This window comes from Pseudonocardia cypriaca (genome assembly GCF_006717045.1).
Taxonomy (GTDB): Bacteria; Actinomycetota; Actinomycetes; order Mycobacteriales; family Pseudonocardiaceae; genus Pseudonocardia; species Pseudonocardia cypriaca.
In genome coordinates this window covers 782,874-801,594 of record NZ_VFPH01000003.1, presented here as the reverse complement: position 1 = coordinate 801,594, position 18,721 = coordinate 782,874, and the positions used below count along the sequence as shown (strand labels likewise).

General features: G+C 74.4%; 17 protein-coding genes. 8 read left to right on the top strand and 9 right to left on the bottom strand.

Annotated elements, in window-relative coordinates:
* Window positions 1–13 precede the first annotated feature (13 nt).
* Window positions 14–2,311, top strand: a complete 2,298-nt coding sequence (locus FB388_RS35530) for a beta-xylosidase/alpha-l-arabinosidase (RefSeq protein ID WP_142107049.1) — start codon at window positions 14–16, stop codon at window positions 2,309–2,311.
* A gap of 57 nt (window positions 2,312–2,368) precedes the next feature.
* Here FB388_RS35530 and FB388_RS35525 read toward each other — a convergent pair whose 3' ends face one another.
* On the bottom strand, window positions 2,369–2,800 hold the full coding sequence (locus FB388_RS35525) for a tautomerase family protein (RefSeq protein ID WP_142107048.1): 432 nt from the start codon (window positions 2,798–2,800) through the stop codon (window positions 2,369–2,371).
* 119 nt (window positions 2,801–2,919) lie between these two features.
* Between FB388_RS35525 and FB388_RS35520 the strand changes: the two genes are divergently transcribed.
* Window positions 2,920–3,861 (top strand): LysR family transcriptional regulator, encoded by a 942-nt coding sequence (locus FB388_RS35520; RefSeq protein WP_142107047.1) that lies wholly within the window; start codon window positions 2,920–2,922, stop codon window positions 3,859–3,861.
* A gap of 44 nt (window positions 3,862–3,905) precedes the next feature.
* Here the strand turns inward: FB388_RS35520 and FB388_RS35515 are convergent, their stop codons facing one another.
* On the bottom strand, window positions 3,906–5,903 hold the full coding sequence (locus FB388_RS35515; RefSeq protein WP_211362434.1) for a TPM domain-containing protein: 1,998 nt from the start codon (window positions 5,901–5,903) through the stop codon (window positions 3,906–3,908).
* 13 nt (window positions 5,904–5,916) lie between these two features.
* Between FB388_RS35515 and yczE the strand changes: the two genes are divergently transcribed.
* Together yczE and FB388_RS35505 are read left to right on the top strand one after the other, a co-directional pair.
* The gene (yczE, locus tag FB388_RS39765; protein ID WP_170225982.1) at window positions 5,917–6,543 is read left to right on the top strand and encodes a membrane protein YczE; all 627 of its coding nucleotides are present in this window, start codon (window positions 5,917–5,919) and stop codon (window positions 6,541–6,543) included.
* 56 nt (window positions 6,544–6,599) lie between these two features.
* Window positions 6,600–8,012 (top strand): MFS transporter, encoded by a 1,413-nt coding sequence (locus FB388_RS35505; protein WP_142107046.1) that lies wholly within the window; start codon window positions 6,600–6,602, stop codon window positions 8,010–8,012.
* On the opposite strand, the gene FB388_RS35500 is transcribed toward FB388_RS35505, so the two are convergent.
* Window positions 7,939–9,159 (bottom strand): multidrug effflux MFS transporter, encoded by a 1,221-nt coding sequence (locus FB388_RS35500; RefSeq protein ID WP_246122695.1) that lies wholly within the window; start codon window positions 9,157–9,159, stop codon window positions 7,939–7,941. The two genes, FB388_RS35505 and FB388_RS35500, sit on opposite strands and share 74 nt — an antisense overlap.
* A gap of 166 nt (window positions 9,160–9,325) precedes the next feature.
* Between FB388_RS35500 and FB388_RS35495 the strand changes: the two genes are divergently transcribed.
* On the top strand, window positions 9,326–10,318 hold the full coding sequence (locus FB388_RS35495) for an alanine racemase (RefSeq protein ID WP_142107044.1): 993 nt from the start codon (window positions 9,326–9,328) through the stop codon (window positions 10,316–10,318).
* A gap of 3 nt (window positions 10,319–10,321) precedes the next feature.
* Here FB388_RS35495 and FB388_RS35490 read toward each other — a convergent pair whose 3' ends face one another.
* Window positions 10,322–10,744: a pyridoxamine 5'-phosphate oxidase family protein gene (locus tag FB388_RS35490; protein ID WP_142107043.1), complete on the bottom strand. Its 423-nt coding sequence runs from the start codon at window positions 10,742–10,744 to the stop codon at window positions 10,322–10,324.
* A 49-nt stretch (window positions 10,745–10,793) separates the two neighbouring features.
* On the opposite strand from FB388_RS35490, the gene FB388_RS35485 reads away from it, so the two are divergent.
* Window positions 10,794–11,957, top strand: a complete 1,164-nt coding sequence (locus tag FB388_RS35485; protein ID WP_142107042.1) for a pyridoxal phosphate-dependent aminotransferase — start codon at window positions 10,794–10,796, stop codon at window positions 11,955–11,957.
* On the opposite strand, the gene FB388_RS35480 is transcribed toward FB388_RS35485, so the two are convergent.
* The 4 genes from FB388_RS35480 to FB388_RS35465 are packed head-to-tail and all read right to left on the bottom strand — an operon-like array spanning window position 11,908 to window position 15,688.
* Window positions 11,908–13,005 carry a sensor histidine kinase gene (locus FB388_RS35480; protein WP_142107041.1) on the bottom strand — a complete coding sequence of 366 codons (1,098 nt, stop codon included), beginning with the start codon at window positions 13,003–13,005 and terminating at the stop codon, window positions 11,908–11,910. The two genes, FB388_RS35485 and FB388_RS35480, sit on opposite strands and share 50 nt — an antisense overlap.
* Complete coding sequence (locus tag FB388_RS35475; protein WP_142107040.1) at window positions 13,002–13,673, bottom strand: response regulator transcription factor; 672 nt, start codon at window positions 13,671–13,673, stop codon at window positions 13,002–13,004. The genes FB388_RS35480 and FB388_RS35475 overlap by 4 nt, the downstream gene beginning before the upstream one ends.
* A gap of 20 nt (window positions 13,674–13,693) precedes the next feature.
* Window positions 13,694–15,355: a serine hydrolase domain-containing protein gene (locus FB388_RS35470; protein ID WP_142107039.1), complete on the bottom strand. Its 1,662-nt coding sequence runs from the start codon at window positions 15,353–15,355 to the stop codon at window positions 13,694–13,696.
* A gap of 57 nt (window positions 15,356–15,412) precedes the next feature.
* On the bottom strand, window positions 15,413–15,688 hold the full coding sequence (locus tag FB388_RS35465) for a helix-turn-helix domain-containing protein (protein ID WP_142107038.1): 276 nt from the start codon (window positions 15,686–15,688) through the stop codon (window positions 15,413–15,415).
* A gap of 33 nt (window positions 15,689–15,721) precedes the next feature.
* Here FB388_RS35465 and map point away from each other — a divergent pair, with 33 nt between their 5' ends.
* Window positions 15,722–16,501 carry a type I methionyl aminopeptidase gene (gene map, locus FB388_RS35460; RefSeq protein ID WP_142107037.1) on the top strand — a complete coding sequence of 260 codons (780 nt, stop codon included), beginning with the start codon at window positions 15,722–15,724 and terminating at the stop codon, window positions 16,499–16,501.
* 39 nt (window positions 16,502–16,540) lie between these two features.
* Window positions 16,541–17,413, top strand: coding sequence for an MOSC domain-containing protein (locus tag FB388_RS35455; RefSeq protein WP_142107036.1), 873 nt, complete (start codon window positions 16,541–16,543; stop codon window positions 17,411–17,413).
* Between the two features lie 26 nt (window positions 17,414–17,439).
* On the opposite strand, the gene FB388_RS35450 is transcribed toward FB388_RS35455, so the two are convergent.
* Window positions 17,440–18,696: an amidase gene (locus FB388_RS35450; RefSeq protein WP_211362433.1), complete on the bottom strand. Its 1,257-nt coding sequence runs from the start codon at window positions 18,694–18,696 to the stop codon at window positions 17,440–17,442.
* Window positions 18,697–18,721: the final 25 nt, after the last annotated feature.

Here is an 18,721-nt window from a genome sequence, read left to right as displayed (position 1 = left end):
AGGAAGGGTGTCAATGAGCACCGAGGCGTCCCCCCGTGCCTCCCGGGTCGCCGAGCTCATCGCGGAGATGACGCTCGAGGAGAAGCTCGCCCAGCTGGTCGCGCTCTGGGAGGGCCGCGGCGGGTCCGGCGACGGCGGCGACGTCGCCCCGATGCAGGACGCGATGCAGACCGACGAGGTCGGGCTCGAAGCGTTCGCGGCCCACGGCCTCGGCCAGCTCACCCGACCGTTCGGCACGGCCCCCGTCGACCCGGTGGACGGGGCGCGGGCCCTGGCGGCGAAGCAGCGCTGGCTGGTCGAGCACACCCGCCTCGGGATCCCGGCACTCGTGCACGAGGAGTGCCTCACCGGGCTCGCCGCGTGGAAGGCGACCACCTTCCCGGCGCCGCTGTCCTGGGGCGCCGCCTTCGATCCTGCGCTCGTCGAGCAGATGGGCGCCGCGATCGGCGCGTCCATGCGCAGCCTCGGCGTGCACCAGGGGCTCGCCCCGGTGCTGGACGTGGTGCGCGACGCGCGGTGGGGCCGCGTCGAGGAGTGCATCTCCGAGGACCCGTACGTCGTCGGCACGATCGGCACCGCGTACGTGCGCGGTCTGCAGTCCACCGGCATCGTCGCCACGCTCAAGCACTTCGTCGGCTACTCGGCCTCGCGGGCCGGCCGCAACCTCGCCCCGGTGCACGCCGGGCCGCGCGAGGTGGCCGACGTGCTGCTGCCGCCGTTCGAGATGGCGGTCCTCGACGGCGGCGTCGGCTCGGTCATGAACTCCTACGCCGAGATCGACGGGCTGCCGGTGGCCGCCGACGCCAACCTGCTCACGGGCGTGCTGCGGGACCGGTGGGGGTTCACCGGCACGGTGGTGGCCGACTACTTCTCCGTCGCGTTCCTGCACACCCTGCACGAGGTCGCGGCCGACCTCGGCGACGCCGCCGCGCAGGCCCTCGCCGCCGGCATCGACGTGGAGCTGCCCACCGGCAACGCCTTCCTCGAGCCCCTCGCCGAACGGGTGCGGTCCGGGGCGCTGCCGGAGTCGCTCGTCGACCGGGCGCTGGAACGGGTGCTCCGCCAGAAGGCGCTCCTGGGCCTGCTCGACCGCCGCCCGGAGGACTACGCCGAGGTTGGCGCCATCGACCTCGACCCACCCGAGCACCGTGCATTAGCGGCCCGCCTGGCCGAGGAGTCGGTGGTGCTGCTCTCCAACGACGGCACGCTGCCGCTCGCGGCGCCCGCCTGGGTGGCCGTCGTCGGACCGAACGCCCACGACACGGCGGCGCTCTTCGGCTGCTACAGCTTCCTCAACCACGTGCTCTCGCTGCACGAGGGTGTCGAGCCGGGCCTGGAGATCGCGAGCGTGCTGGACGCGCTGCGCGCCGAGCTGCCGGCCGCCGCGATCATGCACGCGCGCGGCGCGGACGTCGACACCGCGGATACCAGCGGTTTCGCCGAGGCCGTCGCCGCCGCGCGGGACGCCGAGCTGTGCGTGGCAGTCGTCGGCGACCGCGCGGGCCTCTTCGGTCGCGGCACCTCCGGCGAGGGGTGCGACGCCGACTCGCTCGACCTGTCCGGCGTCCAGCGCGGGCTCGTCGAGGCGCTGCTGGAGACCGGCACCCCCGTGGTGCTGGTCCTCCTCACCGGCCGCCCGTACGCAGTCGACTGGGCGCTGGAGCGGTGCGCCGCGGTCGTGCAGGCGTTCTTCCCCGGCCAGGAAGGCGCCGCCGCCGTGGCCGGCGTGCTCTCGGGGCGGATCAACCCGTCGGGCCGGTTGCCGGTCAGCATGCCGCGCTCGGTCGGCGCCCAGCCCTACAGCTACCTGCACCCGCCGCTGGGCGGGGCGAGCTCGGTGAGCAACCTCGCCACCGCCCCGGTCCGGCCCTTCGGGCACGGGCTGTCCTACACGACGTTCACCCACACCGACCTGCGGGTCGCGGCGTCGCAGGTGCCCACCGACGGGGCGATCGTGGCGAGCTGCCGCGTCACCAACACCGGCGACCGCGCCGGTGCCGACGTCGTGCAGCTCTACGCCACCGACGTCGTCGCCTCCGTGACCCGTCCGGTGGCGCAGCTGCTCGGCTACGCCCGCGTGCACCTGGAGCCGGGGCAGAGTGCCGACGTCGAGCTCGACGTGCCCACCCAGCGGCTGGCCTTCACCGACCGGAGCATGGTGCGGGTGGTCGAACCGGGCACCGTCCGCCTGTTCGTCGGGCGCAGCTGCGCGGACCCGGTGCTCACGGGCGAGGTGGAGCTCACGGGCCCGGTGCACGAGGTCTCGCCCGCGGACCGGCGGGTCGTGGGGGTGCGGGTCACCCCGGTGTGATCGCCGAACGGCCGGCCACCGGGGCCGGGGCGGGGACCGCGACCCGGACCAGCGTGTTCAACCGGTCTGGCCGGCTGCCATTGCCTCGGGGCTCATCCGGATGTCGAAGCCGGTGTCGGGATCGACGATCCGACCGTGCACCCACCAGTTCTCCGCGGCGGTCTCCAGGACCGTCATCAGGATGTCCTCGCGGCGCATCCCCACGGCGGCCACGAGGCGGTCGGCGACGGTTTCGAACAATGCCGCCTTCTGCGCCGGGGGCCGCCGGTTGAACGTCATGCGGATGATCACGGTGTTCGCACTGCGCTCGATGCCGAAGAACGTGGGCGGATGCAGCATGTCGCCAGGCTCCAGGTCGTGGACGACGTGGAAGAAGTCGTCCTCGGGGATCTGGAACACCTGCCGCATCGAATCGTGTACCGCCTCGGAGACGGCTTTGCGGTATTCCGGCGTCTTTCCCTTGCGAAGGTAGATCTCGACGAACGGCATGAGGAGCTCCTGGTGAATGGGGAATTATGATCGCGCGCTCATCGATGCGCGCCTGATGCCATTCACGCTAGGTCCCGACACCCCATGCGGCTAGCGAGAGTCTGGAACACGGGGTATGCATGAACGTCATGGAGCCGTCGCTGATGGGTCTGCGGGTGCTGCGCGAGGTGGCCGAACGCGGCAGCTTCACAGCCGCCGCCGCAGAGCTCGGCTACACCCAGTCCGCGGTCTCGCGGCAGGTCGCTGCACTGGAACGTGCCGCTGGGCTGAAGCTGTTCGACCGCCGGCCCGGAGGTGTCGCCCTGACGGCGGCCGGCCTGACCCTGCTGCGGCACGCAGCGGTGGCGCTGGACGCGGTCGCTGCAGCCGAGCGCGAGCTCAGCGGCCTACCATCCGACCGCGGCGTCGTCCGGCTCGGCACGTTCCCCAGCGCCGGCGTGCTGATCCTGCCCCGTGCGTTGGCCGCCCTGCGCCGCACACACCCCGCTATCAGGGTCACGACACGCGAGGCGTCGACCCCGGCATTGGTGCGCGCCCTGCGGGCGCGCACGATCGATCTGGCGATCCTGGGGTCTCGGCCACCGCATCGCCCGCTCGACGAACAGACCCCGCCCCTGGAGTGCCTGACCCTCCTCGACACGGAGCTGCTGCTCGCTGTTCCGGCTGGCAGCGCCTTGGCGGCCGCAGGCGTCGCGGACATCCAGGCCCTGGCCGACCAGGACTGGATCGCGAGCCCGTCGAGCGCCGGCGAGCCGGGGATGGGGGTGTGGCCGAGCTTCCCGGGGCGGCCGCGCATCGCTCACACCGCTCGGGACTGGCTCACCAAGCTCCAACTGGTGGCCGCGGGCTGTGGGATCACCACCGTACCCGCGGGAATGGCCGAGGCAGTCCCGGCGAGCGTGCGACTGGTCGAAGTGCAGGGCCCGGTCGAGCACCGACGGGTCGTCCTGGCCCGTTTCCCGGGGCCACAGCCACCCGCCGTCGCGAACATCGTCCGCACACTGCGCCGGGAAGCGGCTCGCCAGGCCGGGGGAGCGGATCCGACGAGAGCGGGAAGCTGAGCTTCGCAAGCGCGCGGGCGGCGATCGGCCTTCGTCGGCAGGCCCTAGAAGCGCCCGCCGCCTCCCCGCCGCCCACGGCTGGCCGAGCCGCCGAAGCTGCCCGGCGAGAACCCGCCCCCGCCGCGCCGGTGCCCCCGGTAGCTGCTGGTCGCGCCGGAGAGGATCCCCCCGAGGACGAGGCCTGCTAGGTCGACGCCCGCGCTGCTGGTGGCGCCGGGTGGGGACCACTGCGACACGTCCGCCTGGGCCAGCGCCAGTGCCTCCCGGGCGAGCGCATCGGCGTGCTGGGCCTCCCGGAGCGCGGCCACCGGGTCGGCCCCGCCGGCCTGCTCGAGGTGCCGGCGGGCCTCGGCGAGCCGGGTGCGGGCCCGCGTGCGGATCGCTCCGCGCCGGGTGGCGACGAAGTCCTCCGCCGCGCTGACGCTCGACCGCGCGGTGAGCACGGCCTGCTCGAGCGCGGCGGCGGCCTTCCGGTCGCGTTCGGCGTCCTCGCGGGCGTCGGCGATCCCCTGGTCGAGGGCGGTCCCGGCCTCGACCAGCAGTCGCAGCGCCGCTATGGGGTCCGGCTGCGGTCCGGCGGCCGCCTGGTCGGCCGCGGTCACCGCGGCCTCCGCCCTGGCGACGACCGGGGCGATCGCCTCTCGGGACAGCGCCCGTGCCTCGGCGAGGTCCATCTGGACCTCTGCTCGGGCGGCCGGCACCTTCTCCGCGGCGTCCGCCAGCTCGGACTCGCGGCGCCCGATGCCGTCGAGCAGGGTCTCGGCCTGCGTGATCGCGTCCTCGGCGGCCCGGCCGGCGACGACGGCGGCGGCCGGGCCGCTGCCTGCCACGCTCTCCTGCGCCTCGACGAGCTCGGCCTCCGCGGCCGTGAGCAGCTCCCGCGCCCGGTCGACGTCGCCTGCCACCGGCTCGAGGGCGGTGGCCGCGTAGCGCAACTGCAGCGCCTCCCAAGCCGCATCGACCTGCGGCAGCCGGGCGCGGACGCCGTCGAGCCGGGTGCGCAGCTCGCCGACGTACTCGGGAGCGCGCGCCTCCAGGCCGCGCAGGGCGTCGAACGCCTCCACCTGCTCGTCCAGCCGGTCGTCCGCGGCGGCGGCGATCCGGATGATCTCGGCGTTCATGGCGCGGGTCGCGCGCTCGTCCTCCGGCTGGTCGTCGTCGAGCTGCTGGCGAAGCGTGAAGGCGCGCATCATGTCGGCGCGCGACTGGTCCAGCGCGGCGGCGAACGCCGCCACGGCGTCCGCGCCGAAGTGGGTGCGCGCCGCCGCGAGCTCCTGCTCGGAGGTGCGCACGGCGTCGTCGACCTCGATCAGGGCGGCGCTGGCCCGGTACGCGAGGTCGGCGGTGGACACGTCGGCGAACTCGTCGGGCGGGAGGTCCGGGGCCGGCGGCGCCTCTGCGGCACGGCGCCGCCTGCGGTGCAGTGCATAGGCACCGGCCCCGACGACGGCGGCGCCGCCGACCACGGCCAGCCCGAGGCCGAACCCGCCACCGCCGCTGGAGCGCAGCCCGTCGGCCATGGCGATCGCCGCGCCGTCCCACGCCTCGGCGGAGAGCCGCGGTTCGACGGCCTCGGTGCGGATCTCGTCCACCCGGGACTCGTCGATCGGGAAGCCGTCCGCCACCGAGATTCCGTAGGCCCGATCGCCGACGGCCACGGCGAGCAGCGCGTCCTCCGTGCCCAGCTGGGAGCGCCGCGCGGTCTCGTCGGCCCACTCCTGCCCGTCTGCGCCGTCGAACGACCTGACGAAGACGACGAAGAGGTCCACGCCGTTCTCGGCCCGCAGCTGCTCGACCGCGTCCTGGACCCGCGCGACCTTCTCCGGCGAGAGCACGCCCGCCCGGTCGGTGACGCGGTCGGCCAGGCGCAGCGGAGGTTCCGCCCCGGCGCTGCCGACACCCAGCACGAGCCCGGCCGGAATCCCGATCAGTACCCCGATCAGCACGAACAACCTGCGCACGGTGACCTCCATCGACAGGAGGGCCATCATCGCGCGCCGGTCCACCTGCGCGGGATTGGCCATCGGCAGCGGCGCGCCCATCACCCACGATGGGATGGTGGCTGTCGTCGACCTCCGTCCCATTCCCGTCACCCGCAACCCCGGCCGCCGGCTGCCGCAGCTGATCGGCGGGCTCGCGCTGTACGCCGTGAGCATGGCGATGCAGATCCGCAGCGGCCTCGGGCTGAACCCGTGGGACGTGCTGCACGAGGGGCTCACCCGGCAGACCCCGCTCAGCTTCGGCGCGATCACCGCGATCACCGGCGCGGTCGTGCTGCTGCTGTGGATCCCGCTGCGGCAGCGCCCCGGCATCGGCACGGTGGCCAACGTCGTCGTGATCGCCGCGGTCGTCGACGTCGCGCTCGCGGTGCTGCCCACCCCGGACGCGCTCGTGGCGCGGATCGCGCTGCTCGTGGGGGGCATCGTACTGAACGGTGTGGCGACCGCCGCCTACGTGGGGGCCCGGCTCGGACCCGGCCCGCGGGACGGGTTGATGACCGGGCTGTCCGCGCGCACCGGGTGGTCCGTCCGCCTGGTGCGGACCTGCATCGAGGTGGCCGTGCTGGCGTGCGGGTGGCTGCTCGGGGGCACGGTCGGGGTCGGCACGGTGCTCTACGCGCTGGCGATCGGCCCGCTCACGCAGGCCTTCCTCCCGCTGTTCGCGGTGCGCACGCGATCCTGACCTTGTTTCCGGCATAAGCAAGTTTGGCGGTAACAGACACCGGGGAAGGCCCGGGCATGGTGGTCGCGCTGCTCTGCATCGCCCAGTTCGTGGTCGTCCTCGACGTGACGATCGTGGCGATCGCACTGCCGGCGATGCAGGCCGATCTCGGCATCACGACCACCACGCTCAGCTGGGTCGTCACCGCCTACACGCTGACGTTCAGCGGGTTCCTGCTCGCCGCCGGCCGCTGGGCGGACCGGGCGGGGCGGCGCCGGGCGTTCACCACGGGAATGGTCCTGTTCGGTCTGGCGTCGCTGGCCTGCGGGCTGGCCCCGACGGCGGGCGCCCTGCTGGCCGCCCGCGCCGTGCAAGGTCTCGGGGCCGCGCTCGTCGCCCCGCCCGCGCTCGCGCTGCTGCTCACCGTCCGTCCGGACGGCGTCGCGCGGGCGCGGGCGCTCGGCTGCTGGGCCGCGACGGCCGCCGGCGGCGGGGCCAGCGGCTGGGTGCTCGGCGGGCTGGTGAGCGGCTGGCTCGACTGGCGGTGGGTCTTCCTCGTCAACGTGCCGGTGTGCGCCGCGGCGGCGCTCCTCGCACGGCGGCTGCTGCCCGAGGGTCGCTCACCCGCGTCGGGGTCGGCGGAGGTCATGGGTGCGGTGCTGGCCACCGCGGGCCTTGCCGCCCTCGTCCTCGCGCTGACCTGGGCCGAGACGGTGGGGCTCTCGGCCGCGACGGTCGCGGTGGCCGCCGTCGCGACCGGGCTCCTCGCGGCGTTCGCGCTCGTCGAGCGCCGCGCCGCGGACCCGTTGCTCGGTGCGGCGCTGCTGCGCAGGCCCGGCCTGCTGAGCGCAGGTGGCGTGGCGCTCGTGCTCACGGCGGCAACCACGCCACCGATGCTGTTCTGCACGCTGCACGCCCAGGGGGTGCTCGGCCTCGGCCCGGCGGTCGCCGGTCTGCTCTTCCCGCCGTTCAACCTGGCGGTCGTCGCCGGCTCGCTGTCCGGTCCGCGCGTCGTGGCGGCGCTGGGCACGCGGCGGGCGATGGCGGGCGGGCTGCTCGTCATCGCCTGCGGGGCGCTCGCGCTGCGGGCGATCGGCCCCGACGCCCCGGCCCTGCCGTCGATGCTCGGCGGGTTCGTGCTGCTCGGCGCCGGCCTCGGCGTGGCGTCGGTGGCCGCGACGACGCAGGGCACCGCCGCGTCCGACCCGGGCCGGCGGGGCGTCGCGTCCGGCCTGCTGGTCACGTGCGAGCAGGTCGGCAACGTGCTGGGGATCGCGGTGCTCGTCCCGCTCGCGACGGCCGCGGGCGGCGACGCGGCGGTGCAGGTCGCGGGCTACGAGCTGGGCTTCGTCGCGGCGGCCGCGATCTCCGCGTCCGCCGCCGGGTGCCTGGTGACCGCCGCCGTGCTCCGGCGGTTCAGGACGCCGTCGCCGCCACCTCATCGGGCGCGGTGTCCAGGTCCGGGAGCCGCCACGGGCGGACCACGGTGACGAGCACGATCAGCGACAGCACCAGCCCGCCCGCGATCGACGTGCCCATGGCCACCGCGTCGTTGCCCAGCACACCGACCATCGGTGAGATCAGGGCGCCGACGCCGAACTGCGTCGCACCGAGGAGTGCGGCCGCGGTGCCCGCCGTCTCACCGTGCCGCGAGAGCGCGACCGCGGGAGCGTTCGGCAACCCGAAGCCGACGGACAGCAGCACCAGCCAGAGCGGGAGCAGCACCCCGAGCAGGCCGCCCACGCCCGAGACGGCGACCGCGACCAGCAACAGGCTCGCCGTCGCGGCCATGGCGATCGCGCCGAGCAGCAGCTGGCGCGGCTCGAAGCGGCGCAGGAGCACCGGGTTGAGCTGGCTGGCGAGGATCAGCCAGATGGCTCCGCTGGAGAACGCGAGGCCGAACTGCTGCTGGTTCAACCCGAACTGCTCCTGGAACACGAACGACGCGCCCGAGACGTAGCTCATCACGGCTGACATCGCGAGACCCGCGACGAGCACCAGCCCGACGAAGGTGCGGTCGCGCAGCAGCCCGCGGTAGGTGCGCAGGGTGCCCACGACGCCCGAGGTGACGCGGCGTTCCGGGGGCAGCGTCTCGGGCAGCGCGCGGGCCGCGATCGGCATGAGGATGAGGCTGTAGAGCGCGAGGACGGCGAACACTCCGCGCCACGAGGTGAACGCGAGCAGCCAGGCCCCGAACGTCGGTGCGAGCACCGGAGCGGTTCCCATCACCAGGATGAGCCGGGAGAGCAGGGTGGCTGCGGCGCGGCCCGTGTAGAGGTCGCGCACGATCGCCATCGCGATCACGGAGCCCGCGGCGGCGCCCAGGCCCTGGAGCAGGCGGAGCCCGCCGAGCACTGCGACGTTCGGCGCGACGATGCACAGCAGCGATGCGAGCACGTGCACAGCGGCACCGGCGATCAGCGGCCGTCTGCGGCCGAACCGGTCGGAGAGCGGGCCGATCACCAGCTGGCCGAGCCCGAGCCCGAGCAGCGTGCCGGTGAGCGTCAGCTGGACGTTCGCCGAGGTGGTGAGCAGTTCCCCGGTGATCGTAGGGAGCGCGGGGAGGTACAGGTCGATGGTCAGCGGGCCGAGTGCGATGAACGCGCCGAGCACAAGGACGAGCCGGAGGCGATCCACCCGGGTGTCCGGAACGGCGGTTTGGACACGGTCGGGAGCAAGCGTCACTGATCGATCAAGAAGAAAGGTCGTCGCGGCATTCCGGGTCGGCGACTTCTGTGGGACAGGACACCAAGTGCCCCCCGCCGGAAGTCCGCAGCGGACTTCCGGCGGGGGACACTAGACCGTGCTGATCACCGATCTCACCACGCCCGCCCTGCTCGTCGAGCGCGACGTCCTCGACGCCAACCTCGCCACGATGAGCGCCGCCCTGCCCGGCCCGCGGCTGCGCCCGCACGTCAAGGCTCATAAGACCGCGGCGCTCGCGCGGCGGCAGGCGGCGCACGGGCACGAGGGGTTCACGTGCGCGACCGTCCGGGAGTGCGAGGTGATGGCGGCCGCCGGGCTCGGCGCGGACCTGCTGCTCGCCAACGAGGTGCTCGACACCCGCCGCCTCGGCGCGCTGGTGGCCGACGGGGCGCGGGTGACGGTGGCCGTCGACTCACCCGAGACGATCGCCGCGGCCGCCGCCGGTGGCGTCCGCGAGGTGCTCGTGGACGTGAACGTGGGGCTGCCCCGGTGCGGCTGCCCACCCGAGAAGGCCGGTGACCTGGCCGCTGCCGCGCGGGACGCCGGACTGCAGGTCCGCGGCGTGATGGGCTACGAGGGGCACCTCATGCTCGTGCCCGACCCGGCCGACCGCGCCCGGATGACCGGCGACGCCATGGCGGTACTGGTGCGGGCCGCCGAGGAGGTGGGCGGGGAGATCATCAGCGCCGGCGGCACCGGCACCTACCTCGACAACACCTGGGCCACCGAGATCCAGGCCGGCTCGTACGCGCTGATGGACACCGCGTACGGCAGGATCGGCCACCCGTTCGGCCAGGCGCTCTCGGTGCTGGGCACCGTGATCTCGGTGTCGCCGGGCCACGCGGTGGTGGACGTCGGCCTCAAGTCGCTCGGCATGGACCACGGCCTCCCGACGATCGAGGGCGCCCAGGTGTGGTTCTGCTCCGACGAGCACACGACGTTCGCGCCCGAGGAGCCGGTGCGCGTCGGCGACCGGCTGCGCGTGCTCCCCGCCCACGTCGACCCGACCGTCGCCCTGCACGAGCGGATGCACCTCGTGGGCGGCGAGACGGTGCTGGAGACGTGGGCGGTGGACATGCGCGGCTGGTGAGCCCTAGCCGGTGAGGTCGGCGGAGAGCCACCGTTCCGGCCGGACGTGGTAGACGACCTGCTCGCCGTGCTCGGCCATCGCGAACTCGAGGTAGGGCTCCACCCGTTCCGCGGGCAGGTACCGCGCCGTCATCGCGCGCACGTCCTCGTAGGTGCCCGGCTCGGTGCGCACGACCGGGCCTTCCACCGACACGTACCGGACCCGGGCCCCCGCCTCGTCGACCATGAGCGAGACGCGGCCCGCGGCGTCGATCAGCTTCGCCTTGCGCGAGCCGACCGCCGTGTGGAACCAGATGTCGCCGCCGGGCTCGTACTGGTACCAGATCGGCACGACCAGCGGGGCGCGCTGCGGGCCCGCGGCCACGGACAACGCCGCCACGTGCGGCTCGGCGAGGAACTCCTGACGCTCATGTTCGGACAGCGGCATGTCCGGAGGGTATGAGCGCACCCCGACAGCTCGCCGTAACGTGCACCCCATGCTGGTCGAACGCATGCGGTCCCACACCTCCACCATCTTCGCCGAGATGTCGGCGCTCGCACTGCGGACCGGCGCGATCAACCTGGGCCAGGGCTTCCCCGACACCGACGGCCCCGCGTCGCTGCTCAGCGACGCAGCGGCGAACATCCAGGCCGGGATCAACCAGTACCCGCCGGGGATCGGGGTGCCCGAGCTGCGCGCCGCCGTCGCCGAGCACCAGCGCCGCTTCTACGGGCTCGACGTCGACCCGGACTGCGTCCTCGTCACCACCGGCGCCACGGAGGCGATCGCCTCGGCCGTGCTCGCGCTCTGCGAGCCGGGCGACGAGGTCGTGACGTTCCAGCCGTACTACGACTCGTACGCCGCCACGATCGCGCTGGCCAACGCCGTGATCCGGCCGGTGCCGCTGCGGCCGTCCGGGCTCGGCTTCGCCTTCGACCCCGACGAGCTGCGCGCCGCGTTCTCGGCCCGCACCCGGCTCGTGCTGGTCAACACCCCGCACAACCCGACGGGCACGGTGTTCGACCGCGAGCAGCTCACGCTGATCGGCGAGCTGGCCGCCGAGCACGACGCCGTGGTCGTCACCGACGAGGTCTACGAGCACATGATCTACGACGGCCGCCCGCACGTGCCGATGGCGACCCTGCCCGGGATGGCTGAGCGCACGCTCACGATCTCCTCGGCGGGCAAGACCTTCTCCGTCACCGGGTGGAAGGTCGGCTGGGTGCACGGGCCGGGTCCGCTCGTCGCGGCCGTCCGCGCGGCGAAGCAGTTCCTCACCTACGTCAGCGGCGCGCCGTTCCAGCCGGCGATCGCCGCCGCGCTCGGCCTGCCCGACTCCTTCTACTCGCAGCTGGCCGGGGACCTGCAGCGCAAGCGCGACCTGCTGTCCGGTGGGCTGCGCGATGCCGGGTTCACCGTGTTCGAGACCGCCGGCACCTACTTCGTGGTCACCGACGTCACGCCGCTCGGCTTCACCGACGGCGCCGAGTTCTGCTGGAGCCTCCCCGAGCGGGTGGGTGTGGCCGCGGTGCCGGTGTCGGTCTTCTGCGCCGACCCGGAGCTGGGCCGCTCGCTCGTCAGGTTCGCGTTCTGCAAGCGCGACGAGGTGCTCACGGAGGCGGCGTCCCGGCTGGTCGCGCTCCGGTCGACCGCGGGCTGACCGGCTCCGGCTCCGGAGGGCCGGTCCGCAGCGTGAGGCGGAAGACGCACCCGTCACCGGCCGGGCCCGGCGAGGTCACGGTGAGGTCGCCGCCGTGGGCCAGCGCGATGTGGCGGGCGATCGGGAGGCCGAGCCCGGTGCCGGGCCGGTCCGGGCGGCCGCGCCAGAACCGCTCGAAGACGTGCCCGAGGTCGTCGCCGCGGATCCCGTCGCCGTGGTCGGTCACGGTCACCACGGCCTCGTGGCCGGTGACGTCGACCTCGACCTCGACGGCGGAACCGTCGGGTGCGTGGCGGATCGCGTTCTCGACGAGGTTCGAGACCGCGCGGCGGATGCTCGTCCCGTCGACGGCGCACGGAGCGCTGGCCGGCCCGGTGACGGACAGCAGGATCCCCCCGGCCGCCGCCTCGTCGCGCACGCTGCGGACGATCGCCATGAGATCCGTCGGCCGGCGGTCGATGGTGCGGGCGCGGCCGCGTGCGTCGATCAGCAGCTCGTTGATCGTCGCTTTCAGGCGCGTCGCCGCGGCTCGCGACCTCTCGAGGCCCTGCCGGTAGGCGGCAATGGTCGGGTCGGGGTGGGCGAGGAGCACGTCCGCGTTCGTCATCAGGACGGCGAGGGGGCGGCGCAGCTCGTGGCTGATCTCCTCGATCAGCCTGCGCTGCTCGTCGGCCCCGCGTTCGACGCGCTGGAACATCGCGTCGAAGCTCGCGGCGAGCGCCACGACCTCCGCAGGGCCCCGGGTGAGGTTGATCCGACGGCCCAGGTCGGTGCCCTCGATGTCGTCGGCGACGGCCCGCACGAGGTCGATGGGGCGGACGGCCCGTCCGGCCCACCACCACGCGAGGGCGGCGGCCGCGGGTGCCAGCGCGATCACGGTCCACCCGGTCCAGGTCAGCGCGCTGCTCGAGAGCTCGTGCGCCGCTTCGGTGCCGCCCTCCTCGACGACCTCGACGTCAGTGGCCCGGCTCACCCCGAACAGCAGGAGCGCGGGGAGGTAGATCGCGAGGAAGCCCGGCACGGCGAGCCGCACGCGCAGGGAGCTCACGACGGCACCCGGAGCCGGTACCCGACCGACGGCAGGGTCTCGATCAAGCCGGGTTCGCCGAGCTTCCTGCGCAGGCGGCTGAGGATCACCCGGACCGAGGCGGTGAACGGGTTCGCGTGCGCGTCCCAGACGTGTTCGAGCACCTCCTCCGCGGAGAGCACCTTGCCGGGGTGGTGCATGAAGTAGCGCAGCAGCGCGTACTCGCGCGCCGTGAGCAGCAGTTCGGTGTCCGCACGCCAGGCCCGGTGCGTCGCGAGGTCGAGCGTGAGCTCACCGACGCGCACGACGGCACCCGTCTCGTCGCCGCGGCGCGCGAGGGCCCGCAGCCGCGCCACCAGCTCGGCGAAGTGGAACGGCTTGACGAGGTAGTCGTCGGCGCCCGCGTCGAGGCCCGCGACGCGGTCGGTGACGGCGTCGCGCCCGGTCAGCGCGAGCAGGCGCCGCGGTCGCTGCAGGTCGGGGTCCCCCGAGAGGCGCCGGATCAGGTCGAGCCCGTCCCCGTCGGGCAGGTTGAGATCGAAGCAGGCCGCGTCGTACGCGGTCAGGCGGAGCAGCTCCTCGGCCTCGGAGCAGCCGGCAGCCACGTCGACGGCGTACGCCTCGTTGCGCAGGCCGAGGGCGACGAGCTCGGCCAGCTCGGGATCGTCCTCGACGACCAGGATCCGCATGCTGCCTCCCGCGACGGCCGTCAGCCCGCCGCCCGGGTGGCGGTGGCCGTACCGGCCGGCCCGAGCAGGACGAGCCGGCTGCCCTCGAACCGGACCGTCACGTCCGGCCCGGTGCCGGTGGGGTCGTCCGGACGATATCCACCGCCGGCTGCCGCCACGAACCGCAGCGACGGCGGGTCGGCGGGCAGCTGGGCTCCCTCGATGCCGCCCTCTGCGTTCACCGCGTACCAGGCGAGCACCGAGCGCCCGCCCGCCTCGACCGTGACGTAGCTGCGCAGCTCGCCGTCGTCCACCACGGTGCCGGCCGGCGAGACGCCGGTGACCCGCCCGAGGTCCGACTCGATCGCGGCTCGTTCCTCCCGGCCCTCCTGGCTCCGGCCGGCCAGCAGCGCGAGCACGCGCTCCTCGTGGGCGCGCAGCTCGCGGTCCGGCGTGGTGGGACGCGGGGGGAGCAGCGCGGCGACCGCGTCGGCGCCACCCGCCGAGATCACGAGCCCGTCCCCGTCGGTCCTGACCTCCACGGTGCCTCCGCCGTCGAGGCGGTACCTGCCCATGGCCGCGGGGTCGACGGGACCACCGCCGACGGGCCGCGGATCCGGTGCCGGCAGCGGGTCACCGGCGGCCAGCGCCGGGAGGAGCCGCCGCAGCAGCTCCTCGGCGGCGAGCTCCGGGCGGTTCGACGCCATCGCGACCACCTCCTCCCGCCCGGGCAGCCAGGCCACGACCGCGTTGTGGCCCACGTCGCCACCACCCCCCGCGGTGGCGAGCACGACCGCGCCGTTCTCCTCGAGACGCACCCATCCCGGCGTCTCGGAGCGGCCCCCGCCGAGGTCGTGGCCGGGGCCCCTGATCAGGTCCACCGAGGCGGGCGCCACGATCCGGCCGGTGAAGAGGGCGTGCGTCCAGCTCGCGAGCTCCCCGGTGGTCATCGCGAGCCCGCCGTTGCCCTCCACCGCCCAGTGCGGACCGGGGAAGCCGCCGCGGTGCCCCGGCCTGCCGTCGTCCAGGTAGCCCGTGGCGCGGGGGCCGGGAGCGCTCGGCTCGCCGTCCCAGAAACCTCCGGCGACGTCCCCGTCCGGCAGCCGCAGCACGTTCGACACGAGGAAGTCGCGGAAGCCGGTGCCCGACACCGCCTCGACGATCAGCGCGAGGAGCGTGTAGCCCGCGTTCGTGTACACGTAGCCCGTGCCCGGGGCGAACGCCGGTTCCATGGCCGCGATCGCCGCGATCGCCTCCTCCCGGCCGAGCGGCTCGCGGTCGGCGCCGTGCGAGCCGTTCAACCCGCTCGTGTGCTGCATGAGCTGGCGGACCGTCGCGTCGCCGACCGTGCTGGTGATCTCCGGGACGACCGAGCGCACGCGCGTGTCGAGGGACAGAGCGCCCCGGTCGACGAGGCGCAGCGCCGCGGCGGCGGTGAACGCCTTCGTCACCGACCCGATGCTGAAGACCGTGTCCACGGAGTTGGGTGCGCCGGTCGCGTCGTCCGCACGGCCGTAGGCGGCGAGACAGGTCGGCGCGCCCCGTACGGCGATGGCGACCGAGCCGCTGAAACCCGCCGCCGCCCACGCCCGCAGGGTCGTCTCGGTGGTGCTGTCGCACCGGCTCGGTGCCCGCGCGGGTCCGTCCACGCTGCAGGCGGCGAGCGCGACCACCGCAAGGGCCGCCATCCCGATCTTCCTCATGGCGCGGAACGTAGGCGGGCGGTTGCGAACCAGTTGTTAACGAGGGGACGGGCCGCGTCAGGTGGCTGCGGTGCTCGCCACCGTGGCGGCTTCCGGACGGGCGGCGCTCGCCAGGGTGTCGAGGGAGAGGTCGAGCGCCGCCGCGAGCGCCGAGACCGTGAAGAAGGCCGGCGTGGGGATCCGTCCGGTCTCGATCTTGCGCAGGGTCTCCGCCGAGATCCCGGCGGCAGCGGCCACCTCGACCAGGCTGCGGTCGCCGCGCGCGTCGCGCAGGAGTCGGCCGAGCCGTTCGCCGCGCTCGCGGTCGGCTGGGGTCAGCGGGACGCGCACCATGCGGCCAATACTAATACCGGTATAGTTATCGATGTGATCGAGCTGAAGACCGCCTCCGAGGTGGACGCGTGCGAGGCCGCGGGCAAGATCGTGGCCGACGTGCTGACGGCGGTGCGCGCCCACGTCGCACCCGGCGTCACCACGGGTGAGCTGGACCGACTCGCGGCCGACCTGATCGCCGACGCGGGGGCCGTCCCGAGCTTCCTCGGCTACCACCCGTCGTGGGCGCCCACCCCGTACCCCGGGGTGATCTGCGCGAGCGTCAACGACGCCGTCGTGCACGGCATCCCCGGGCGGGAGCGGCTGCGCCGCGGCGACGTCCTGAGCGTCGACCTCGCCGTGCACCTCGACGGCTGGTGCGCCGACGCCGCCTTCACCACGATCGTGGGCGACGGCGACCCCCGCGACGCCGCGCTGGTCGAGACCGCCGAGCGCGCGCTCGCCGCGGGCATCGCGGCGGCGGTGCCCGGTGCCCGGCTGGGCGACATCGCGCACGCCATCGGCACGGTCGCCCGCGCAGGCGGCTACGGGCTGCTGGCCGACCACGGCGGGCACGGGGTGGGCCGCTCCATGCACGAGGCGCCTAGCGTGGCCAACGAGGGACGGCCGGGACGCGGGCTGCCGCTGCGGCCCGGGCTGGTGATCGCCCTCGAGCCCATGCTCCTGGCAGGTGGCCGCGACGCGTACCGCCACGACCGCGACGGCTGGACGATCCGCACCGCCGACGGCAGCCGCGCCGTCCACGCCGAGCACACGATCGCGATCACCGAGGACCGCCCCCGCGTCCTGACGGCGGGGCGTCCGACCGCCTGAACAGGTGCGCGCGCACGCCGGTGCTGCTAGAACGCTGCGATGGCTGTCAGCGCCCTGTTCCGCTACCCGGTCAAGTCGATGCTCGGCGAGGCGGTGGAGCGCTGCCGGATCGACGAGCGCGGGGTGCTCGGCGACCGTTCGTACGCCCTGCTGGACGTCGAGACCGGCACCGTGGCCAGCGCGAAGGTGCCACGTCTCTGGGGTGGGCTGCTCGGGTTCTCCGCGCGCTGCGTCGAGGAGCCGGAGCGCGACGCTGCGCCGTCCGTCGAGATCACCTTCCCCGACGGTTCGGTGCACCACAGCGGCGACGCCGGCATCGACGCCGCGCTGAGCGCCGCCATCGGCCGTGACGTCCGGCTGATCGCCACCCCGCCGGACGGCGCCGGGTTCGAGGAGGTGTGGCCGGAGATCGACGGGCTCGCGCCGGAGGCGGTCATCGCCGGTACCCACGTGCGGAACGAGGGCACCGGGGAGCGCGTGAGCCGGTTCGACCTCGCCGCGATGGCGCCGCACCCGGCGTTCTTCGACCTCGCCGTGCTGCACGTGCTCACCTCGGCCACGCTGCAGCGGCTCCGCGAGCTCGCGCCCGGCGCCACGTTCGACGAGCGCCGCTACCGCCCCAACATCGTGCTCGACGGGGCGGGCGACGGTTTCGTGGAGAACGACTGGGCGGGCCGGGTGATCGCGTTCGCGGGCGGCGCCACGGTCGCCGCCACCATCCCGACCATGCGCTGCGTGATGACCACGCTCCCGCAGGGTGACCTGCCCCGCGACCCCGACACGCTCCGCGCCATCGCCAAGCACAACCGCGTGGAGATCCCCGGCCTGGGCACCTGGGCATGCGCAGGCGTGTACGCAGACGTAACGGGCTCGGGCGAGCTCGCGGTGGGCGAGGAGTACGAGATCCGGTGATCGACGAAGGGGGCGTTCGTCGGAACCTATCCGACAAACGCGCCGCTCGTCGGATCGTTCAGGGCTTCCGCGATGCCCGGTGCCCACGCGAGCAGCCGCTCGTCGGCCCCTGGGCGGCCCACGCACTGCAGCCCCACCGGAAGCGCAGGGCCGCCCGGCTCCCGCGCCACCGTGCCCGCCGGTAGCGACAGCGCCGGGAGGCCCGCCTGGGTCCACGGCACGCTCATCGCGGGGCTGCCGGTGGTGTCCAGGCCGCGCCGGGCGGGGCCGGTGGCGGACGGGCAGATCCAGACGTCGATGCCCGCGTCGGCCATGAGCTGGGGCATCGTGCGCCGGAAGGTGTGCACCCCGTCGAGCGCCGTGGTGTAGGTGGCGGCGTCGGTCGAGCGGCCCTCCCGGATGCCCGCGGCGGTCTGCGGGCGGTAGCGCTCGGCGTACCGGTCGAACCACGGCTCGTGCGTGCGAGCCAGCTCGACGAGGTTGACCACCATGTGCTGCCGGTTGACCTGCGCGATGTCGTCGAGCGCCGCGACATCGCGCACCTCGTACCCGGCCGCGCGCAGGGCCGCGACCTGCGTCGCGAACCCGTCACGTGCACGGGTTTCGGCCTGGTCGAGGTAGGGGCCTGCGGGGACGCCGAGCACCGGCCGGTCGGCGGGCACGTCCACCCGGCCGTGGACGAGGGCCGCGGTGGCGGCCGTCACGAGCGGCAGGTGGGCGGCGAACAGCCCGACCGTGTCGAACGTCGGCGCGTTCGGGATCACGCCGTCACAGGGCACGCGGCCGTAGGTCGGCTTGAACCCGATGCACCCGCAGTAGGCGGCCGGCCGGATGACGGAGCCGACGGTCTGCGTGCCCAGCGCGAGCGGTACGAGCCCGGCGGCCACCGCGGCCGCCGACCCGCTGCTCGACCCACCAGGCGTGTGCTCGGGGTGGTGCGGGTTGCGGGTCGGGCCGGGCGCGAAGTAGGCGAACTCGGTGGTGACCGTCTTGCCTGCCACGACCGCGCCGGCGTCGCGCAGTCGCGTCACCGCGGCGGCCTCGGGCCCGGCGAACTCCTCGGCGGGGAGCTCGGAACCGGCGCGGGTGGGCAGTCCGTCGACCCGGAAGATGTCCTTCACGCCCAGCGGGACGCCGTGGAGCGGCGGGCGGCGCTCGGGGTCGGGCCAGCGCCGTGCGATCTCGTCGACCTCGGCGGCGACCCGCTCGGCGCGGCCCGGCTCGTCGACGAAGGCGCGCAGCTCGGTGTCGGCGTGCGCTATCCGGTCAACGATCGTGGGCATGGCCTGACCGTAGAGCGCGTGGCGA